Annotated in this window: 14 protein-coding genes and 1 pseudogene; 13 read left to right on the top strand and 2 right to left on the bottom strand. The window is 60.0% G+C overall.

The features are described 5' to 3' along the window. Nucleotides 1-90 precede the first annotated feature (90 nt). Nucleotides 91-1,017 (bottom strand): chemotaxis protein CheV, encoded by a 927-nt coding sequence (locus QRN38_RS04245; RefSeq protein ID WP_003378076.1) that lies wholly within the window; start codon nt 1,015-1,017, stop codon nt 91-93. Between the two features lie 450 nt (nt 1,018-1,467). On the opposite strand from QRN38_RS04245, the gene QRN38_RS04240 reads away from it, so the two are divergent. Both QRN38_RS04240 and QRN38_RS04235 read left to right on the top strand, forming a co-directional pair. Further along, complete coding sequence (locus tag QRN38_RS04240; RefSeq protein WP_005765087.1) at nt 1,468-1,899, top strand: hypothetical protein; 432 nt, start codon at nt 1,468-1,470, stop codon at nt 1,897-1,899. A gap of 145 nt (nt 1,900-2,044) precedes the next feature. Beyond that, on the top strand, nt 2,045-2,707 hold the full coding sequence (locus QRN38_RS04235; RefSeq protein ID WP_005765089.1) for a response regulator: 663 nt from the start codon (nt 2,045-2,047) through the stop codon (nt 2,705-2,707). Here the strand turns inward: QRN38_RS04235 and yegS are convergent. Then, nucleotides 2,691-3,608 (bottom strand): lipid kinase YegS, encoded by a 918-nt coding sequence (yegS, locus tag QRN38_RS04230; protein WP_005765091.1) that lies wholly within the window; start codon nt 3,606-3,608, stop codon nt 2,691-2,693. The two genes, QRN38_RS04235 and yegS, sit on opposite strands and share 17 nt — an antisense overlap. On the opposite strand from yegS, the pseudogene QRN38_RS04225 reads away from it, so the two are divergent. The 11 genes and pseudogenes from QRN38_RS04225 (at nt 3,607) to QRN38_RS04175 (ending at nt 16,997) form a co-directional block, all read left to right on the top strand. Next, nucleotides 3,607-3,790, top strand: a pseudogene (locus QRN38_RS04225) (hypothetical protein). The gene yegS and the pseudogene QRN38_RS04225 sit on opposite strands and share 2 nt — an antisense overlap. A 344-nt stretch (nt 3,791-4,134) precedes the next feature. After that, complete coding sequence (locus tag QRN38_RS04220) at nt 4,135-5,571, top strand: undecaprenyl-phosphate glucose phosphotransferase (protein WP_057416210.1); 1,437 nt, start codon at nt 4,135-4,137, stop codon at nt 5,569-5,571. After that, a complete protein-coding gene (locus QRN38_RS04215) occupies nt 5,571-7,028 on the top strand; it encodes a mannose-1-phosphate guanylyltransferase/mannose-6-phosphate isomerase (protein WP_057418931.1) in 1,458 nt (485 codons plus the stop codon). Before QRN38_RS04220 ends, QRN38_RS04215 begins: the two co-directional genes overlap by 1 nt. A 145-nt stretch (nt 7,029-7,173) precedes the next feature. Then, complete coding sequence (locus QRN38_RS04210) at nt 7,174-7,950, top strand: polysaccharide biosynthesis/export family protein (protein ID WP_003378084.1); 777 nt, start codon at nt 7,174-7,176, stop codon at nt 7,948-7,950. Between the two features lie 17 nt (nt 7,951-7,967). Next, nucleotides 7,968-9,959: a GumC family protein gene (locus QRN38_RS04205; RefSeq protein ID WP_005765098.1), complete on the top strand. Its 1,992-nt coding sequence runs from the start codon at nt 7,968-7,970 to the stop codon at nt 9,957-9,959. Further along, complete coding sequence (locus tag QRN38_RS04200; RefSeq protein WP_057418930.1) at nt 9,959-11,137, top strand: glycosyltransferase; 1,179 nt, start codon at nt 9,959-9,961, stop codon at nt 11,135-11,137. The genes QRN38_RS04205 and QRN38_RS04200 overlap by 1 nt, the downstream gene beginning before the upstream one ends. A gap of 1 nt (nt 11,138) precedes the next feature. Then, nucleotides 11,139-12,452: a cellulase family glycosylhydrolase gene (locus tag QRN38_RS04195; RefSeq protein WP_122247839.1), complete on the top strand. Its 1,314-nt coding sequence runs from the start codon at nt 11,139-11,141 to the stop codon at nt 12,450-12,452. A 3-nt stretch (nt 12,453-12,455) separates the two neighbouring features. Continuing rightward, nucleotides 12,456-13,673 carry a glycosyltransferase family 4 protein gene (locus QRN38_RS04190; protein WP_057418928.1) on the top strand — a complete coding sequence of 406 codons (1,218 nt, stop codon included), beginning with the start codon at nt 12,456-12,458 and terminating at the stop codon, nt 13,671-13,673. Then, complete coding sequence (locus QRN38_RS04185) at nt 13,664-14,764, top strand: glycosyltransferase family 4 protein (RefSeq protein ID WP_005765101.1); 1,101 nt, start codon at nt 13,664-13,666, stop codon at nt 14,762-14,764. The genes QRN38_RS04190 and QRN38_RS04185 overlap by 10 nt, the downstream gene beginning before the upstream one ends. After that, nucleotides 14,764-16,179: an O-antigen ligase family protein gene (locus tag QRN38_RS04180; protein ID WP_057418927.1), complete on the top strand. Its 1,416-nt coding sequence runs from the start codon at nt 14,764-14,766 to the stop codon at nt 16,177-16,179. Before QRN38_RS04185 ends, QRN38_RS04180 begins: the two co-directional genes overlap by 1 nt. Further along, nucleotides 16,176-16,997: an acyltransferase gene (locus QRN38_RS04175; protein WP_005765105.1), complete on the top strand. Its 822-nt coding sequence runs from the start codon at nt 16,176-16,178 to the stop codon at nt 16,995-16,997. Before QRN38_RS04180 ends, QRN38_RS04175 begins: the two co-directional genes overlap by 4 nt. Nucleotides 16,998-17,004 lie beyond the last annotated feature (7 nt).

The raw sequence follows: 17,004 nt of genomic DNA, 5'->3' as shown, positions 1-17,004 counted from the left end.
GGGCCGGTTCCTTTGAGGGCTCGATAAGCTTTGAGGCGAACATCAAAGCTTATATCAAGCCGGAGCGGCAGGCATCTGTGATCAGCGGTTTCAGATCACCATCAACAGGCGCTCACGCACCACTTCGACGAGCTTGTCGGGCTGGAACTTGGACAGGAAGTTGTCGCAACCGACCTTCTTCACCATCGATTCGTTGAAACTGCCGGACAAAGAGGTGTGCAGAACGATGTACAGGCTGCGTAAACGGGGATCGTTACGGATCTCGGTTGTCAGGCGATAACCGTCCATTTCCGGCATTTCCGCGTCGGTGAACACCATCAGCAGTTTTTCCTGCACGTTCTCGCCTGCATCTGCCCAGCCCTTGAGCATGTTCAGCGCCTTGAGGCCGTCGCTGGCCACATGCAGCTTCAGACCCAACTGAGACAGTGTGTCACGCAACTGCGACAGCGCCACCTTGGAATCATCGACCAGCAATACTTCACGACCCCGCGCGTTTTCCAGCACCGGGTCTTCGAGCTTCTCGCGCGATACCTTGGCGTTGTAAGGCACGATCTCGGCGAGGACTTTTTCGACGTCGATGATTTCCACCAACTGGTCATCGACCTTGCTGATAGCGGTCAGGTAATGCTGGCGACCGGCGCTGACCGGCGGCGGCATGATTGCATCCCAGTTCATGTTGACGATGCGATCCACACCGCCGACCAGAAACGCCTGAACCGAGCGATTGTATTCGGTGACGATGATGGTGCTGCCAGGGCCTGGCACCAGCGGGCGCATACCGATCGCCTGGGACAGGTCGATCACCGGGAGGGTCTGACCACGCAGGTTAACCACCCCACAGACGAATGAGTGGCGTTGCGGCATCAGGGTCAGCTTGGGAAGCTGCAGCACTTCCTGCACCTTGAACACGTTGATCGCGAACAATTGCCGACCGGCAAGGCGAAACATGAGAATTTCCAGGCGATTCTCGCCCACCAACTGTGTGCGCTGATCTACTGTGTCGAGAATGCCTGCCATTATTAGCTCCTGAAGCGATGGTCACGATGAGTCTGTTGAATGTGTATCGGCTGAAACCATCCGGACCTTTAATGGCGATGAACGGCAACGCCCAAGCATTGATGTCACTTTACCATCATGCTTTACTGGTGTCGCATCTCAAACCGATGAAGACCGCGACAAACCTGCGTTATCGACCTGCCCCCTGAAAATATTCAAGCCCGCACCTCGTCAGCCCGCAAAAAGTCAATCAGGGATAACCTGATATGATCAACATCTCATTGCCACTATTGTGACGCCATTCTCAATACATGAATGGAGTCCGGTTCGTGTCCGCTTCCCAAGTCCTGCAATCGAGCGGCACTGGTAACAATCGGAAATGCCCTACATACTTTTGTTTGAAATCGACATTAACTGTCAGCCATTCGCCGCGGGCGGAAGTTCGCTATCCATGATCAGTGGAGACAAAGGATGCTGAGCAATAACGATTGGCAGCACAAACATGATCAGTTCCTGAGCACGTCTCAGGCGCTTCTCTACACGTCTGAAGAATGTCTTTCGCATCTGGAGTTGATCCCCAATGACGAAGATGCAACCGGCTGCCTTCTGACCACCCTGCGCAAACTGGGTCAGGAAGCAGAGGCAGCCGCTGTTCCCTGTATTGCTGATTTCTCGCGTCAGTTGTGTGTGTTACTGAAAACAGGGCATCAAGCCCACCCACTGTCACAGGAAACATTGTCGACGGTTAAAAACTGCCTAATGCTGATTTCCTGGCAGGTCGAACTTCTTGATCCGCAGACGGGCGAGTTGCCGATGGACAACAACGAACAACTGGAATTGCTCGAAAAACTGGCCAGCGGTTCGACAGCGTCGACTTCTGCAAAGGATGCAGCCCGGCCGTAATGGCTGTTCAGGCCTGAGGGTTGAATACGCCTTTGCACTGTCATTGAAGAGGCATTGTCACTTCGGCCATTTCCGTCCATTGTCTTCAGGGTTGAAGAAGGGCCGCTCGCACTCATGAGCGGGCCAATTTGCACAAGAAGCCACAATGACCTGCAATTTGTTACTGGTCGACGACCACTCCCTGATCAGAGCCGGTGTGCGAGCACTGGTCGCTGACATACCGGGTTACGCCATCGTCGGCGAAGCGGCTGACGGCGCGCAGCTATCAGGCCTGGCACAGCGCCTGGAGCCCGATATCATCCTGCTCGATATCTGGATGAAAAGCATCGACGGCTTCGACGCGTTGAAGCAACTGTTCAAGGTGCAGCCGCACTGCAAGGTGCTCATCCTGTCGATGCATACCGACCCGGACATGATCATCCGCGCGCTCGACGCAGGCGCTCGTGGCTACCTGCTCAAGGACACCACCGCCACTGAACTGGAGCAGGCACTGGAAGCGCTGCGTAACGATCAGCGTTACCTGAGCCCGGCCATCGCCCATACTGTCCTTGAGCGTGCAGTGCACGGTACGCGGGCCGAACGGGCCAGGGCTGCGAGAGAACGTTACAACCTCACCGCCCGCCAATTGGAAATCCTGCGCCTGATAGTGCGTGGCAAGTCCACACGAGAAATCGCCAGCGGCCTGGGCCTGAGCATCAAGACGGTCGAGACTCACCGCTCGCAGATCATGAAACGGCTGCAGATTTTCGACGTCGCAGGATTGGTACTGTTTTGCGTGCGCGAACGGATTATCAGTCTGGACGATTGAGCAGCGGCGTGCTGCCCAGCACCGGCGAGTTTGCAGGCAAGTGCACTTGCAAGGCCCCTGGCCGCGCGACGAAACGCAGGTCCTCGCCCGACAGCGGCTCACCGTCAAGATTGATGTCCAGCCCCTGAGCCGACTTGAGTTCCACCCACGGCAGGCGTGCACGAATAAACATGTTGTCGATGCCCAGGCCGCCTTCCAGCAGGCTTCTGAGCGTGCCAACCACTTCCTGCGGTGCTGGCAGGATGCTGATGTCGAGCAGACCGTCGTCGGCCAGCGCGGTCGGGCACAGTTCGTGCCCACCGCCCGCCTGGCGGCCATTGCCGATGCCCAGCGCGAGCAGATCGCCGCGCCAGTGGAAATCCGGACCCGTGAGTTCGCCATGCGCGGCATGCAGCTCGCTGAAGCGCGTCAGGCCGGTGAACAGATAGGCCGCGCCACCCAGCACTTTCTTCAGGTCTTCGGAAGTATTGGCCGTCACCTGGCTGCCAAAACCACCCGTGGCCATGTTGAGAAACAGCTTGCCGCCCACCTCGCCCAGATCGACAGCGCGCGGCGCCACGTCCATGAGCTGCAGGGCCTTGGACACATCAAGCGGCACACCGGCAGCACGGGCAAAATCGTTGGCAGTGCCCAGCGGCAGGATGGTCAGACTGGCCTTGGTTGCAGCCAGCGCCAGCGCTTCGGCAATGTCACGCAAGGTGCCGTCACCGCCGCCCGCCACGATATGCCGGTGCCCGGCCGCCAGCGCTTCATTGACCAGACGCTGCGCATCGCCCGCCTCCCAGGTCAGCCGAACATCCAGCTCCCAGCCCTGCTTGCGCTTGTCCGCGACAGCATCACGCACGTCTTCGTTGAGTGACTGCTTGCCGTGAAGAATGAGCATTGCCCTGCGTTGTGTCATGACACCTCCCCTGCCGAACTGTACGGATCAAAATCTGCGAGCGACGCTCTTTCTGTATCAGCGCCCGCGTACATTTCGCACGACGCATGACTGTGACCCCGGCCAACTCAAAAAAACCCATTGGCTGCAGAAAAAAATTTCACGTCATCGAGAAGGCGTTCAACCCCGCCAACACGGGATAAAACCCGGAGTCGGCGTTTCTGGATACAGCGTTGCATCAGTATTTGAACACTTTCGTACTGACGCCCTTTGTTTCATGAGCTTTACTGACATCCACACCCATTCGTTTGAATAAGGTTTCATCCTCAACCGATTGAAAAGGCTTAAATAAAATCCGCCACCGGACGACATATATAAAGTGATATTCACAAAATACAGTCCGGATTGCTCCGCATTGTGACACTTGGCTGACTACGCTAGATCATTATCTGCGATGAGATAGTTTTTTGACTCCTCAAACACACCATCAAAAAGAGACGTCCAGGATCCGCAAGGTTCAGACGTATACAGGTAGAAAGGGAGTTCTATGAGGTTGCAGCCCGTTGACAGTCTTTCACTCACCCGTACCAGTCTGGTCGAATACTTTCTGTTCGGCATCCGCCTGGCTCACGGTGTTGCCTGCATTCTGCCCGGCCTGGCGATTCTCTTGCTGATCAAGGACAGCAGCCTGCATACACCGCAAAGTTACCTGACCATGTTGCTGTTTTTCGGCTGTGTCGGCGTACTGGTGTTTCAGGCCATGGGCGTTTATTCCGAGGTCCTGTTCAGCAATGACCTGCGCATGGGCGCGATGGCACTTGCCTGGACGGCCGCCTTCGGGCTTTTGCTGTTCATGCAGCAGGCAATGGGGCTGTTCGGTTATCTCTCCAACGAAGAACTGCTTATCTGGTACCTGACCAGCCTTGCACTGTTCGGCGTCATTCGCCTGTTGCTGCTGATGCTGTTCAAGCACCAGATGCGCAAGGGCGTGTTTCTGCAAAACGCGGTGATTCTGGGTGCCACGGAAAACGGTCTGCGTCTGGCCGAATACCTGCTTGAACATCAGGACATTCGTTCGGGCGTAATCGGCTTTATCGATGACCGCATCGGCCGCATGCCCAAGACTGTTGCCAATCTTCCGCTGCTGGGCAACACCAGCGATCTGGAACGGCTGATTCGTGAAGAGAAAGTGACCCAGGTGCTGGTGGCCCTGCCGTGGACCGCGGAAAACCGCATGGATTACATCATCCGCGAGCTGCGCCGGTTACCGGTCAATGTGCTGCTGGTGCCCGACATGATTGCTTTTCGGCACACCCACAACCGCATTACCGAAGTCGCCAGGCTGCCGATGTTCAACGCCTCGGACTTGCCCCTCAACGGTTGGTCACCGTTCATCAAGCGCGCTGAAGATATCGTCCTCTCCTCGCTGGCCTTGCTGCTTCTGTCGCCGGTGATGCTGCTGGTCGCGCTGGCGATCAAGCTCGATTCGCCAGGCCCGGTGCTGTTTCGCCAGAAGCGTTATGGCTACAACAATCGCCTGATCGAAGTGTTCAAGTTCCGCTCCATGCATCAGCACCAGGCTGACGCGACGGCCGAGCAACAGACCACCCGGGGCGATTCCAGAATCACCCGCGTCGGGCGCTTCATTCGCAAGACCAGCCTGGATGAACTGCCCCAACTGTTCAACGTGGCAGCGGGGAGCATGTCGATGGTAGGGCCGCGCCCGCATGCGACAGCGACCAAGGCAGCCGGCATCCTATTCGAGCAAGCGGTGAAGGAGTACACGTCGCGACATCGCGTCAAACCCGGGATTACCGGGCTGGCGCAGATCAACGGCTATCGTGGTGAAACAGACACCGTGGAAAAAATCGAAAAACGCGTCGAGTTCGATCTTGAGTACATAGAAAACTGGTCCGTCTGGTTCGACCTGTACATCCTAATGCGCACTGTGCCTGCAGTGCTATTCACTCGTGAGGCTTATTGATGAGCATCCTCATCCCCTGCATTATCGCTGGCGGCTCCGGGACACGCTTGTGGCCCGTATCGCGCGAAGCCATGCCCAAACCGTTCATGCGTCTGCCAGATGGCGAAAGTCTGCTGCAGAAAACTTTTCTGCGTGCCGCCGGCCTGCCTGGCGTAGACCGGTTGCTGACCGTCACCAACCGGGAAGTGTATTTCCGCACGGTGGACGACTATCGGCTGCTGAACAAAAGCCATGCGCGTCTGGATTTCATCCTTGAACCCTTCGGCCGCAATACCGCAGCGGCCATTGCCGCCGCGGCGCTGCATGTCAGCACGCTGTATGGCGACGATGCGCAATTGCTGGTGCTGCCGGCCGATCACCTGATCACTGATGTAGCGGCCTTTTCCAGGGCGGTGGCCGCCGCCCAGACACTGGCCGCCGAGGGCTGGCTGGTCACGTTCGGTATCGTGCCGACCGCACCGGAAACCGGTTTTGGCTATATCGAGAAAGGCCAGGCGCTCAACGCCGAGGCCTGTCAGGTCGCCCGCTTTGTCGAAAAACCCGATGCGGCCGTTGCGCTGGGCTATCTGCAGAGCGGTCTGCACCTCTGGAACGCCGGCATGTTCTGCATGCGCGCCGACGCCGTGTTGCGCGAATTGCAGACCCACGCGCCCGATGTACTCAGCGCGGTCAGCACGTGCATGGCGGTAAGCCCGCGCAAGGAAGGCGGTCGCGAACTGCAGATCGAACTCGACAGTGAGTCGTTTGCCCTGACCCCGGACATTTCCATCGACTACGCGCTGATGGAGCGTTCCGACAAGGTTGCCGTGGTGCCCTGCCAGCTTGGCTGGAGCGACATCGGCTCGTGGCAGGCGGTGCGCGAGCTGTCTCCCGTCGATGCGCAGGGCAATCATTGCAACGGTGAAACGGTGCTGCATGACGTCAGTAACTGTTACATCGACTCACCCAAACGGCTGGTCGGCGCTGTCGGTCTCGATAACCTGATCATCATCGACACCCCCGACGCCTTGCTGATCGCAGACGGTCGTCGCAGCCAGGACGTCAAGATCATTGCCCAGGAACTCAAGCGCCAGGGCCATGATGCGTACCGCCTGCACCGCACCGTCACCCGCCCCTGGGGCACCTACACCGTGCTCGAAGAAGGAAAGCGCTTCAAGATCAAACGCATCGTGGTTCGTCCCCAGGCGTCCCTGTCGTTGCAGATGCACCATCACCGCAGCGAACACTGGATCGTGGTCAGCGGCATGGCCACGGTGACCAACGGCGAGCGCGAATTCATGCTCGACACCAACGAATCGACGTTCATCAAGCCGGGCTTCACGCACCGGCTGGTCAACCCCGGCGTCATCGATCTGGTGATGATCGAGGTGCAGAGCGGCGAGTACCTGGGTGAAGACGACATCGTGCGGTTTACCGACATCTACGGACGGGTGCCTGAAAAGGCCGTGAAGAGCTGAGCGCACACCTGTAAATGCACACCGATAAAAAGGCCGTTCACGTAAACGGCCTGGATCGATAGCCACCGGAACAGGCAGTACCCGCCAACATGAATTTATTACCCGCAAGGGAGCCGTATTTGTGCATGACAGGAGCTCAGGACCAATGAAAAGCATGATGCTGATCGCCAGCTTATTGCTGTTGAGTGCGTGCAACACCCCGTCAAGGGTGGGTTTGCCCGACGACCGTGCACAGATAGAGGCGGGCCAGGCGGCTGGCCGTGCGCTTGCCGGCAAACCACTGCCGCCGGAGAGGATTCGTCCCGGCGACACCTTGCGAATCGTGCGCAACAGCGGCGAGGCACCGTCGATTTCGGCGTTCACGGCCAACTCTATCTATGAACTGACCCTGTTTCAGGTGCTCAACGACGGCACTTTTTCCTACCCGTATATCGGCACCGTCAAGGCTGCCGGCCTGACATTGCAACAGCTCAATGATTTGCTGGAAAGCAAGTTGCAGAACGTTTACCGCGAGACTGCCCTGACCATCAATATTTCCCAGTCGCCAGGCAATACCGTGTTTGTCGGCGGCGCGGTGCGCAACTCGGTCACGCTGCCTATCAACGTGGCCACCAACCTCAATCAAGCGATTCTCGGCGCAGGCGGCGTGGCGCTGGACGCCGACGCTGGCCAGGTCGCACTGCTGCGCCAGGAAGAAAACGGGCTCTACAAGACCTACTTTTTCGACTACAGCAAGTTCCTCTGGGCGGATGCCGGTGGCATGACCGCGCCAGTGCTGTTGAAACGCGGCGATATCGTGTTCGTTCCCAAATCCACGGTCGGCAACAAAGTTGACGGCGTATCCCTGTATTTCAACCAGCTGATTCCCTTTGCGAAGTCGATCGGCCTGGGCCTGAACTACGAGTTGCGCAGTACCAATTAATTGTCAGGGATACAGACATGATCAACATCCGCTCCTTCCGCGACCTGCTGCGCCTGTTCTTCATTTTCAAGCGCGAGGTCAAGATTACTGTAGTGGCGACCTTCGTCATCATTTTGCTGGGCGCCTTTCTGCTGCCCAACCGCTACGAATCGACGGCCCTGCTGCTGGTCAAGCCTGGCCGCGACAGCAGCACCGTGCCTATCGAGCTTTCCGACCGACAAGCCATCGTGATACCGAGCGGCCTGCGCGACCCGTTGCTGGACGAAGAGCGCATGCTGACCGGTCGGCCGATCATGCGTGCGGTGTCCGAGAAGTACCTGGCGGAGTTGTCGATGGTGCCCCCTGAAACCGGTGTGCTGGCGTCAATCAAGAAAGGCATCAAAGCGGTCGTTGGCGCCGTCATTGACGGCGTGCGCAGCGTTCTGCAGTTTATCGGCCTGGTGGAAAACCGTTCACAGTCCGACCGGCTGGCCGAAGACCTGGAGAAAAACTTCAAGGTCAGCCATGAGCCTGGCTCATCGGTGATGGAACTGAGGTTTACCTGGAACGACCCTGCCACCGCGCAAACCGTGCTCAGGACCTGGATCGAGGAGTACCAGTTGCAACGCACCAAGACCCTTGGCCGGGTCAGCCTGTATGCGTTTTACGAGTCGGAAGTGAAGAGCACCGGCGAGAACATCATCGAGTACAAGAAACAGATTCAGAACTACCTCAATCAACTGAGCGCGGTGAGCATTTCCCAGCGCCTGGCCGATACCTCGCAGGGGCTCAACGATCTGCGCACCGAGCGCAATAACACGACCCGCTCCATCGCCTCGACCAAGGCCGGCCTGGACCTGCTGAAAAAGCAACTGGCTGAGCAGCCAAAGACGGTTTCGGCCGGACGTGAGCTGGCGCTCAACCCCAATCGCCAGGACTTGCAGACCCGCATCAACGGCAAGGAAGTGGAACGCCAGGAAATGCTTCGTTCCTTCAAGGAGCAGGCACCGCCGATTCGCGCCATCAACGAGGAAATCGACAACCTCAAGAAGCTGCTCAACGGGCAGGATGCGACGGTTCAGCGCTCGGAAAGCATCACGCCCAACCCGATCTACAACCGGATGCAGAACGTCTATGCCGATCAGCAGACCAGCTACGCACGCCTGCAAACCCAGTTCGCCCAGCAGAACGCGCAGATTGCTCAGTTGGAAACCGACCGTCAGCAGGCCCTGAATCTGGAGCCGGAGCTTTCGCGCCTGCAGAACGAACTGGACGCGGCCGAGAAAAGCTACGCGCTGTACAAGGACAGCCTGGAAAAATCGCGTATTGACCGTGAACTGGACAACAGCCAGATCAGCAATATCGCGACCATCGAGGAAGCGACCTTCAACCCGAGCCGGGTCTTCCCGAAAAGCCTGCTGATGCTGCTCCTGGCACTGCCGCTGAGCTTCGTGGTGGGGGCGCTCGCGCTTTATTTCTTCTACCTGCTGGACCAGCGTATTCATGACGGCGACAAGATCGAGCGCAGTTTTGGCGTTCCGGTCTGGACCAGCCTGCCCGATCTTGAGCGCGCTCAGGAACGCAGTGCCGCCTTTAGCTCCAACCTGCATCGGGTGTACGGCATTCTGCCGCTGGATCAGGTGGAAGAACGCGGGCTTACCCTCGGTTTCACCTCGGTCAAGTCCGGCGCAGGTGTGTCGTTTGTGATCGAGCGGCTCAGTACGCTGTTGACCGAACAGGGCCATCGTGTCCGCAGCCAAGGCCCCGGCCCGGCAAGCCCTGGCGAAATCGTCCTGATCAACGCCTCGGCGCTGTCGGCCAATCAGGACGCATTTGTGCTGTTGCGCAAGGCCGAACTGATCGTTCTGGTGGTGCGCGCCGAGGACACCACGGTGCCCATGCTTGAAGACACGCTGCACAACCTCAATACCGCGTTCAAGAAAGTCGACGGCATCATCATCAACCGGCGGCGTTTTGAAGTGCCGGAGCAGGTTCTCAGATTCCTCAAGCGGATAGGGAGCCGTGGCTGATGCGCATTGCCCTGCTTGCGCCACTGCCTCCCGAGCAGAACGGCATCGCCGACTACGCCGGGCATCTGCGTCAGGCGCTCGAAGGCCTCGGCCTGCAAGTCAGCACGCCGCTGCAGGGGATCGGTAACGATCCTCGTGCCGCGCAGCAGCGTGTTGCCGACACGGACTGGAGCGAAATCAATCTGGTTCATGCCGAACTGGGCGGCGGGCGGCTGGCTGAATTTCAGGCTCTTCGCGCCCTGCGCAAGCGGTTCCCGAACCTGCCACTGACGGCCACCGTGCACGACCCGGAGCGGCTGGTGTGGCGGCGCGAGAAACTGCCATGGCCGCTGTCGATAGCGGCCGGCATGCGTTCGCCCTTGCCGGAGATCGCCACGGTGCTGGCCGACCCGCTGTGCCTGCATGAGGAGCGGCAACTGGCGCGGCACATGACCCGCCTTGTAACGCTGACTCAGGCTGGCAGCCTGAGCCTGCGCCAGCGCATGGGGCTCGACGCCACGCAGATGGTGGTGATCAATCATGGCAACGTGGCCATCGAGCCTGTGCCGCTGCCGCCCTTGAAGCCCTTGCGCCTGCTGTATTTCGGTTTTATCTATCGCGGCAAGGGCATTGAGGACCTGCTCGATGCGCTGGCCAATGTGTTCACCGCTCAGCCGCAATTACGCTTCGCCGTACGCCTGACCCTGGCCGGCGGCAGCGCGCCGGAAATGGCCTTCGGCCCGTCGGGCAGCTATCTGGAGCAGTTGCGCCTGCACATTCGTCAATTGGGGCTGGTCGACCTGATCGACTGGCAACTGGACCTACCTGCCGAACAAATCCCGCAGGTCATTCAGGCCCATCATGTGATGGTCCTGCCTTATCGCGAGTCGAGCAAACTGAAGATTCTTGGCAAACTGCGCGGTACCAGCGGCGCACTGTCGTGGGCAGTGGCCTGTGGCAGGGGCGTGATTACCTCCGATGCGCGATCATTTGCCGAGGAAGTCTCGCACGGCAACGGCATGATCTACCCGCAGGGCGATGTAGCGGGGCTGACCAGCGCGCTGGCACGTGTTTGCGCAACACCGGGGCTGGTCGAACAATGGGCCGCAAACGCCGCGCACATGGGCAAGGCCAGGGTCTGGAGTCGCACTGCCGAACATTTCCGGGATGTCTTCCGCCAAGCCTGCGAGGAAAAATGATATGCAACGTTCATCCAGATTCCGGCTCGCTGTCACCACTGCACTGATCGCCGCCACACTGAGCGCCGCCGCTCAGGCTGCGACAGTGCTCAAAGGCCCGCGCGAAGTGGTCTGGAAGGATTTTCTCGGCGTCAACGTGCAGTTTCAGTACTTCGCGCCGGACATCTATCAGCAACAGATGAACCGCCTCGACGAGCTGGGCCTGAACTGGGTTCGGCTGACCATCCACTGGCCAATCATCGAACCGCAAAAGGACCAGTACGCCCTGACCGAACTGGATGCCGCCATGGCGGCGATCAAGGCCCGCAACTACAACACGCTGGCGTACATGGTCGGTTCGGCGTCTTTCGCCAGCAGCGCGCCGGCCGACGCGCAGAGCCGCGATCAATACCCGCCCAAGGATTTCAGCGTGTTTGCCGCACGCATGACCGCCCTCGCCCAGCGTTACCCACAGGTGAACAACTGGCAGGTCTGGAACGAGCCGAACATCATCTGGCTGCCCAAGGAAGACCCGGCGGCGTATGGTCGCCTGCTGACCACCACCGCCGATGCGATTCGCGCCGTGCTGCCGAACAAGACCATCGTCACTGCAGGCATGGCCTATTACAGCCAGATGCACAGTACCTCCGGCTATATGTTGCAGACCTTGATCGACAACGGCCTGGGCCAGCAGAACATCGTCGCCGCCTACCACCCGTATTCCGAGTACCCGGAAGGCGACTCGGTGCCGGACCGTGATTTTCTGGTGCGCGCCAACGCCATGAACCAACTGCTGCACAGCAATGGCGTCGGTCAGGTGTGGGCCACCGAATGGGGCTGGTCGAGCTACGCCGGCCCTGTGGAGATGCAGCGTCTGATCGGCACTCCCGGCCAGGCCGACTACACCCTGCGACGCCTGGCGCTGATGAGTGCAATGGATTTCCAGCGTATCTTCCTGTTCAACCTCAGCGATCTGGATGAACGCGCGTCGGCCCGCGACCAAGGCTACGGGCTGCTCGACCTGCAAGCCAGCCCCAAACCGGTCTACACCGCGCTGCAGAATTTTCTGAAGATCACCGGCCCGCGCCTGCAACCTGCCGATCCGCCCGCGGTAAGCGCTGTACCGGACGACCTGTACGCCGTGCCGTGGACCCGTGAAGACGGCACTCGCCTGCTGATGTTCTGGAGCGCTGCCGGCACATCGCTGACGCTCCCGAACATCACCAGCGCCGTCGTGCATGACCCGCTGACCGGCAGCCGCACCCCGCTGTCCGGCAGCCAGGGCATTACTCTGCTGCTCAAGCCGTCTCTGCAAATCCTGGAATGGAAGCCCTAAGCCATGCGAATTCTATGGACGCTCCCCTATCTGCCGTGGCCGACCACCAGTGGCGGCAAGACCCGGGAATACCATTTGCTGCGCAACCTGGCAGCGCGCGGCCACCGTATTACCCTGCTGGTACAGTCCAAGACTGCCCTGGACGAAAACACTCGCTCGGCGCTGGAGCCCTGGCTGGAGCGCCTGATCGTGATCGAACGTCGCCCGCTGTCGAGCCTGCGCACCCTGCTGGCCGTGGCGTTCGCACCGGCGCCAATGCTCGCCAGCGTCAACGGTTACGCGCCGAAACTGGAAAAAGCCTTCGAGCAGTTGCTTGCGCAACACTGGGACATCATTCAGTTGCAACACACCTACTCCTTTCAGCCATTCGAGCGCGCGCTGAAGCGCTCGGGCAAGCCGTTCGTGCTCACCGAGCACAACGTCGAGTCCGATCTGGGTGCGGCCAGTTACGACCGCCTGCCACGCTGGGCCAATGCGTTCGCGGTATACGATCGCTGGCGCTACCGACGCTGGGAAACCCGCGTGTTTCGCCAGACCGGCGAACTGATCGCGGTCACCGAAGACGACGCCAAAGTGCTGTCGCGCCTCAGCGGCAGGGCCACCTCCTATGTGGTCAACAGTGTCGATTGCGGCTACTACGCCAGCGTTCACGCTGACCGCAACAGCCGTCGCCTGCTGTTCATCGGCAACTACGAGTACGGCCCCAACATCGACGCCATCGAATGGGCGCTGGACGAAATCATGCCGCAGGTCTGGGCCCAGGCACCTGATGTGAGCTTTGCCATTGGCGGCTTTGGCATGCCTCAAACCTGGCGTGAACGCTGGCCTGACCCGCGCATCGAGTGGATGGGTTTTGTACCGGACTTGCGCACCCTGCAGGCCGGCGCTGCGATGTTCTTCGCGCCACTGCGCCAAGGCGGCGGCTCGAAACTCAAGACCCTTGAAGCCATGGCTGCCGGTCTGCCGGTGGTGACCACCGCGCAGGGCGTTTCCGGCCTGTCGGTCACCAATGGTGAACATTATCTGGGCAGCGAAGACGCGTCCGGGCTGGCAACACTGATCGTCGAATACGCCGACAAACCGGCACGGCTCGAACAGATCGGCGAGGCTGGCCGCGTTTATGTACGCGCCAGGCACGACTGGTCTGTGTCGGCCGCGCAACTGGAAGTCATCTACACCCGTTTTTCGCAACCCAAGCAAGGATCGCGCTCATGCGTATAGGACTCGACTACCGCGCGGCTGCCGGTTATCCCGTCAGCGGCATTGGCCGGCAGAACTTCGCGCTGGAAAAAGCCTTCCGCGAACACCCGGACGTGCAACTGCAATTGTTCGGTGTAGCGCCTTACGACCATCCGGTGCGCCGCCTGATTCATACCCCGCGCTGGGCAGCGCCACTGGACTCGGTGCATCGTCTGCCCGATCGCCTGCGCTTCGAAGGCGCATTTCTGCCCGGTGCATTGCGCGACGCAGGGGTCGATATCTACGTAGCGAATATCAACATGGGCCTGCCGCTGGGCCGCAAACCGGCGGGCATGCGCTACGTGCTGCAATTGCATGACCTGTTTCAGCTCACCGAGCAGAACAATCATGGCTCACGGCTTAAAGCGCGGGTCTACCGCTTTACCGACTACGCGTCGATAGCCTGGTCGCTCAAGGTCGCCGATCAAATCTGGGTGCCCTCACAATTTACCGCCGACGAGGCCGCACGCCTGTTTCCCGCCATCAGGGATAAACTGCGCGTCGTGCCATTGCTGGTCGAGCGCTTCCAGGGCGAGCCGGCCGATATCACTCAGTTGCGTCTGCCTCAGCGTTACTGGCTGTGCGTGGGCACGCGCGAGCCGCGCAAGAACATCAAATGGTTCGTCGATGCTTGGCAGACCGCGCGCATGCAGTTTGTCGAGACCCCGGAGCTGGTGCTGGTCGGCGGCGACGAGCCGTTGACCGAAGCCCAGCGTCAGTTGCCCGGGCTGCATGTGCTGAGCGGCCTCAGCGATGCCGAGCTGCACGCGGTCTATAAGCATGCCGAGCGGCTCTGGCAGCCGTCCAGACGCGAAGGGTTCGGCTTGCCGGTGATTGAGGCGCTGAACGTCGGCACACCGGTTGCCGTGGCTACCGGCTCGTCGCTGAATGAAGTCGCCCCGCCCGACAGCCCACGCTTTTCGCCTGACGACAGCGGCAACCTCATCAGGCTGATGGGCAGCCTTTCGCAGGCGCCTGAAGAAGACCCGGCTATCGCCAGAGACTGGACTGAACGCTATCAGTTGAAAGCCTTTTGCGAACGCGTGCACGCTGCGCTGGAGGAACTGCGCTGATGCCATTGGCCATGCCCGTAGGATTGCTGATCAGCCTGTTGTTCGGGGTGATGATCTGGCTGTTGCCGATACCGCTGGTGCTGATGGCTATGCTCGGTATCGCCGCGGTGGTCACGGTGATTCGCCGCCCGGTGCTCGGGTTGCTGCTGTTTGGTCTGATCGGCACCTTTCTGCCCTATTCCACGGTGCAGATCGGCATCCGCACCACGGTGTCCGAAGCGCTGATCATGCTGACGTGGGCCAGCTATCTGTTGCAGGGTGTGTTCCAGATGCATGACAAAGCACCCGCCATGCTGCGCACCGAGCGGCTGCTGGTAGCGTTGATGCTGTTCAGTGCTTTCCCGTTTCTGGTCGGCCAGCTGACCGTCGTCGCCGAAGGCAACGGGCCGGTCAACTGGGTCCGCTGGCTGTTCAACCTGTCGATTCTGTTTCTCGTGCCGCGCCTGCTCACCGACCTCAAGACCCTGGAAAGCCTGGTCGTAGCGGTGCTTGGCGGGACATTACTGTTGTTGCTGATGTCGATTTCGGTCTACGTGACCAAACGCTCGGGGACGGCCATTATCCCCATCCTTGGCAGCCTGGGTTACAGCGGCGCCGATATTCTCAACGAAAGCCTGCAATCGTTCTCCAGCCGGATGGGCTCGCCGTGGATGCACCCCAATGTGGCAGGCGGAGCCCTGGCAATGCTGATGCCGCTGGCGTTCTGCTTTGGCATGACGCGCAGTGGCGCAGCCCGCAAGCTGGGCCTGGCGGTGGCGGTGCTGGGGGCCATCGGCCTGCTGCTGACCGGTTCACGCGGTGCGCTGGTGAGCCTGGTGGCCGTGATGCTGTGGATGGCCCGGCGGCGTATTCCGCATTTGGGACGGCTGTTGATGGGCGGCATGGTTGCCGGTGTCGTGCTGTTGATGTTCTATCCGCCGCTGCAAGAGCGGTTGATGGGCCTGTTCAGCGATGACGACGTCAGCACGGCGATTCGCTTTCTGGAGTACAGCCACTTTCCGGACGCCATGGCCACCTTTCCGTTCGGCATCGGCTTCAAGACCGACCCGCCGGTGCTGGGCTACACCCAATTCGGTATTTCCAACCTGTGGCTGAATTTCATCTACAAGATCGGCCTGCCGGGCATGCTGCTGTTCATTGCCGTCACCGTCAGTTGGTGGAAGGACGTGCGCCCCGCGTCCGGCCGGGTGGTGCTGACTCACCAAAACGCCATTGCGCTGGGCTGCACGACGGGTGTGCTGGCGGCGTTGTTCAGCGGCCTGTTTGACCACTATTTCAGTTTTACCAGCGTGCTGGCTGCCTTGTTCTGGCTGTTTGTCGGCATCAGCCTGCACGAAACCCGACGCCTGCGCGCCCAGGCCGCACGCACTCATCAATACCCTGTCACCTCACCCGAGCCGGGAGCCTCCTCATGAAACACCGCATGCTGCATTCTCATAATCTCAGAGAGGCACTGCCCGACTATGCACGCAAGATGGCGGTGCCACTCGACGAGCTGGAAGCAGCCTACCAGTGGATGCTCGACAACGAAGTGTGCTTCGAGACACGTATCAAGGAGCGGACCCTGTCGTTCATCTGCTACCTGAACATCGAGCCCAGAATCGAAAACCCGCTGGCGCGGCGCTTCTACAAGCTGCTGGCGAGCGAGACGCTGGGGGAGCTGATTCCGCTGTACGGAATCAACTGGCCGACCCTGCGTGACCGTATGTTGCGAACCTGGGAGCAGGCTTACAACATCCTCATCTGCAAGATCCCCAGCCATACTCTGCGCCTGCTGTGGCTGCGCATCGGCGGGGCGAAAATCGGCAAGGGTTCGACCGTCTGGCGCAACACCGAGGTGCTCGGCGTCGACAGCCTGCGCATTGGCAACGACACCACCGTGGGTTGGCACTGCCAGCTGGACGCGCGCGGCGGGCTGGTGATCGGTGATCACGTCACCATCGCTTCGCATGTGCTGATCATCGCCGGCGGCCACGACCTCAACGAACCTGAATTCTGGGCCGTCGGCGGGCCGGTGTTCATCGGCGACTATGCGTGGATCTGCAGCCGCGCCCTGCTCTCCTTCGGCGCCGATATCGGTGAAGGCGCGGTGGTGGGCGGCAACAGCGTGGTGTCCAAACCTGTTGCGCCCTACGCGATCGTCAGCGGGCCGAACGCCGAGGTCAAAGGCGAGCGCGCGCGTAATCTCAATTACAAGGTGGGCGGCAAAGGCCTGTTCACCTTGTTCCACTGATCAGCGG

This window comes from Pseudomonas sp. CFBP2511, assembly GCF_030209255.1.
GTDB lineage: Bacteria > Pseudomonadota > Gammaproteobacteria > Pseudomonadales > Pseudomonadaceae > Aquipseudomonas > Aquipseudomonas avellanae.
Note: the sequence above shows the minus strand (reverse complement) of the source record. Positions and strands in the feature narration are given on the sequence as shown.

Bases quoted from the DNA above. Each gene is read 5' to 3' on its own strand.
- QRN38_RS04185 (WP_005765101.1), top strand. From the start codon at position 13,664: ATGCGTATAGGACTCGACTACCGCGCGGCTGCCGGTTATCCCGTCAGC.
- QRN38_RS04210 (WP_003378084.1), top strand. From the start codon at position 7,174: ATGAAAAGCATGATGCTGATCGCCAGCTTATTGCTGTTGAGTGCGTGC.
- QRN38_RS04200 (WP_057418930.1), top strand. From the start codon at position 9,959: ATGCGCATTGCCCTGCTTGCGCCACTGCCTCCCGAGCAGAACGGCATC.
- QRN38_RS04215 (WP_057418931.1), top strand. From the start codon at position 5,571: ATGAGCATCCTCATCCCCTGCATTATCGCTGGCGGCTCCGGGACACGC.
- QRN38_RS04195 (WP_122247839.1), top strand. From the start codon at position 11,139: ATGCAACGTTCATCCAGATTCCGGCTCGCTGTCACCACTGCACTGATC.
- QRN38_RS04180 (WP_057418927.1), top strand. From the start codon at position 14,764: ATGCCATTGGCCATGCCCGTAGGATTGCTGATCAGCCTGTTGTTCGGG.
- QRN38_RS04205 (WP_005765098.1), top strand. From the start codon at position 7,968: ATGATCAACATCCGCTCCTTCCGCGACCTGCTGCGCCTGTTCTTCATT.
- yegS (WP_005765091.1), bottom strand. From the start codon at position 3,608: ATGACACAACGCAGGGCAATGCTCATTCTTCACGGCAAGCAGTCACTC.
- QRN38_RS04175 (WP_005765105.1), top strand. From the start codon at position 16,176: ATGAAACACCGCATGCTGCATTCTCATAATCTCAGAGAGGCACTGCCC.
- QRN38_RS04245 (WP_003378076.1), bottom strand. From the start codon at position 1,017: ATGGCAGGCATTCTCGACACAGTAGATCAGCGCACACAGTTGGTGGGC.
- QRN38_RS04220 (WP_057416210.1), top strand. From the start codon at position 4,135: ATGAGGTTGCAGCCCGTTGACAGTCTTTCACTCACCCGTACCAGTCTG.
- QRN38_RS04240 (WP_005765087.1), top strand. From the start codon at position 1,468: ATGCTGAGCAATAACGATTGGCAGCACAAACATGATCAGTTCCTGAGC.
- QRN38_RS04190 (WP_057418928.1), top strand. From the start codon at position 12,456: ATGCGAATTCTATGGACGCTCCCCTATCTGCCGTGGCCGACCACCAGT.
- QRN38_RS04235 (WP_005765089.1), top strand. From the start codon at position 2,045: ATGACCTGCAATTTGTTACTGGTCGACGACCACTCCCTGATCAGAGCC.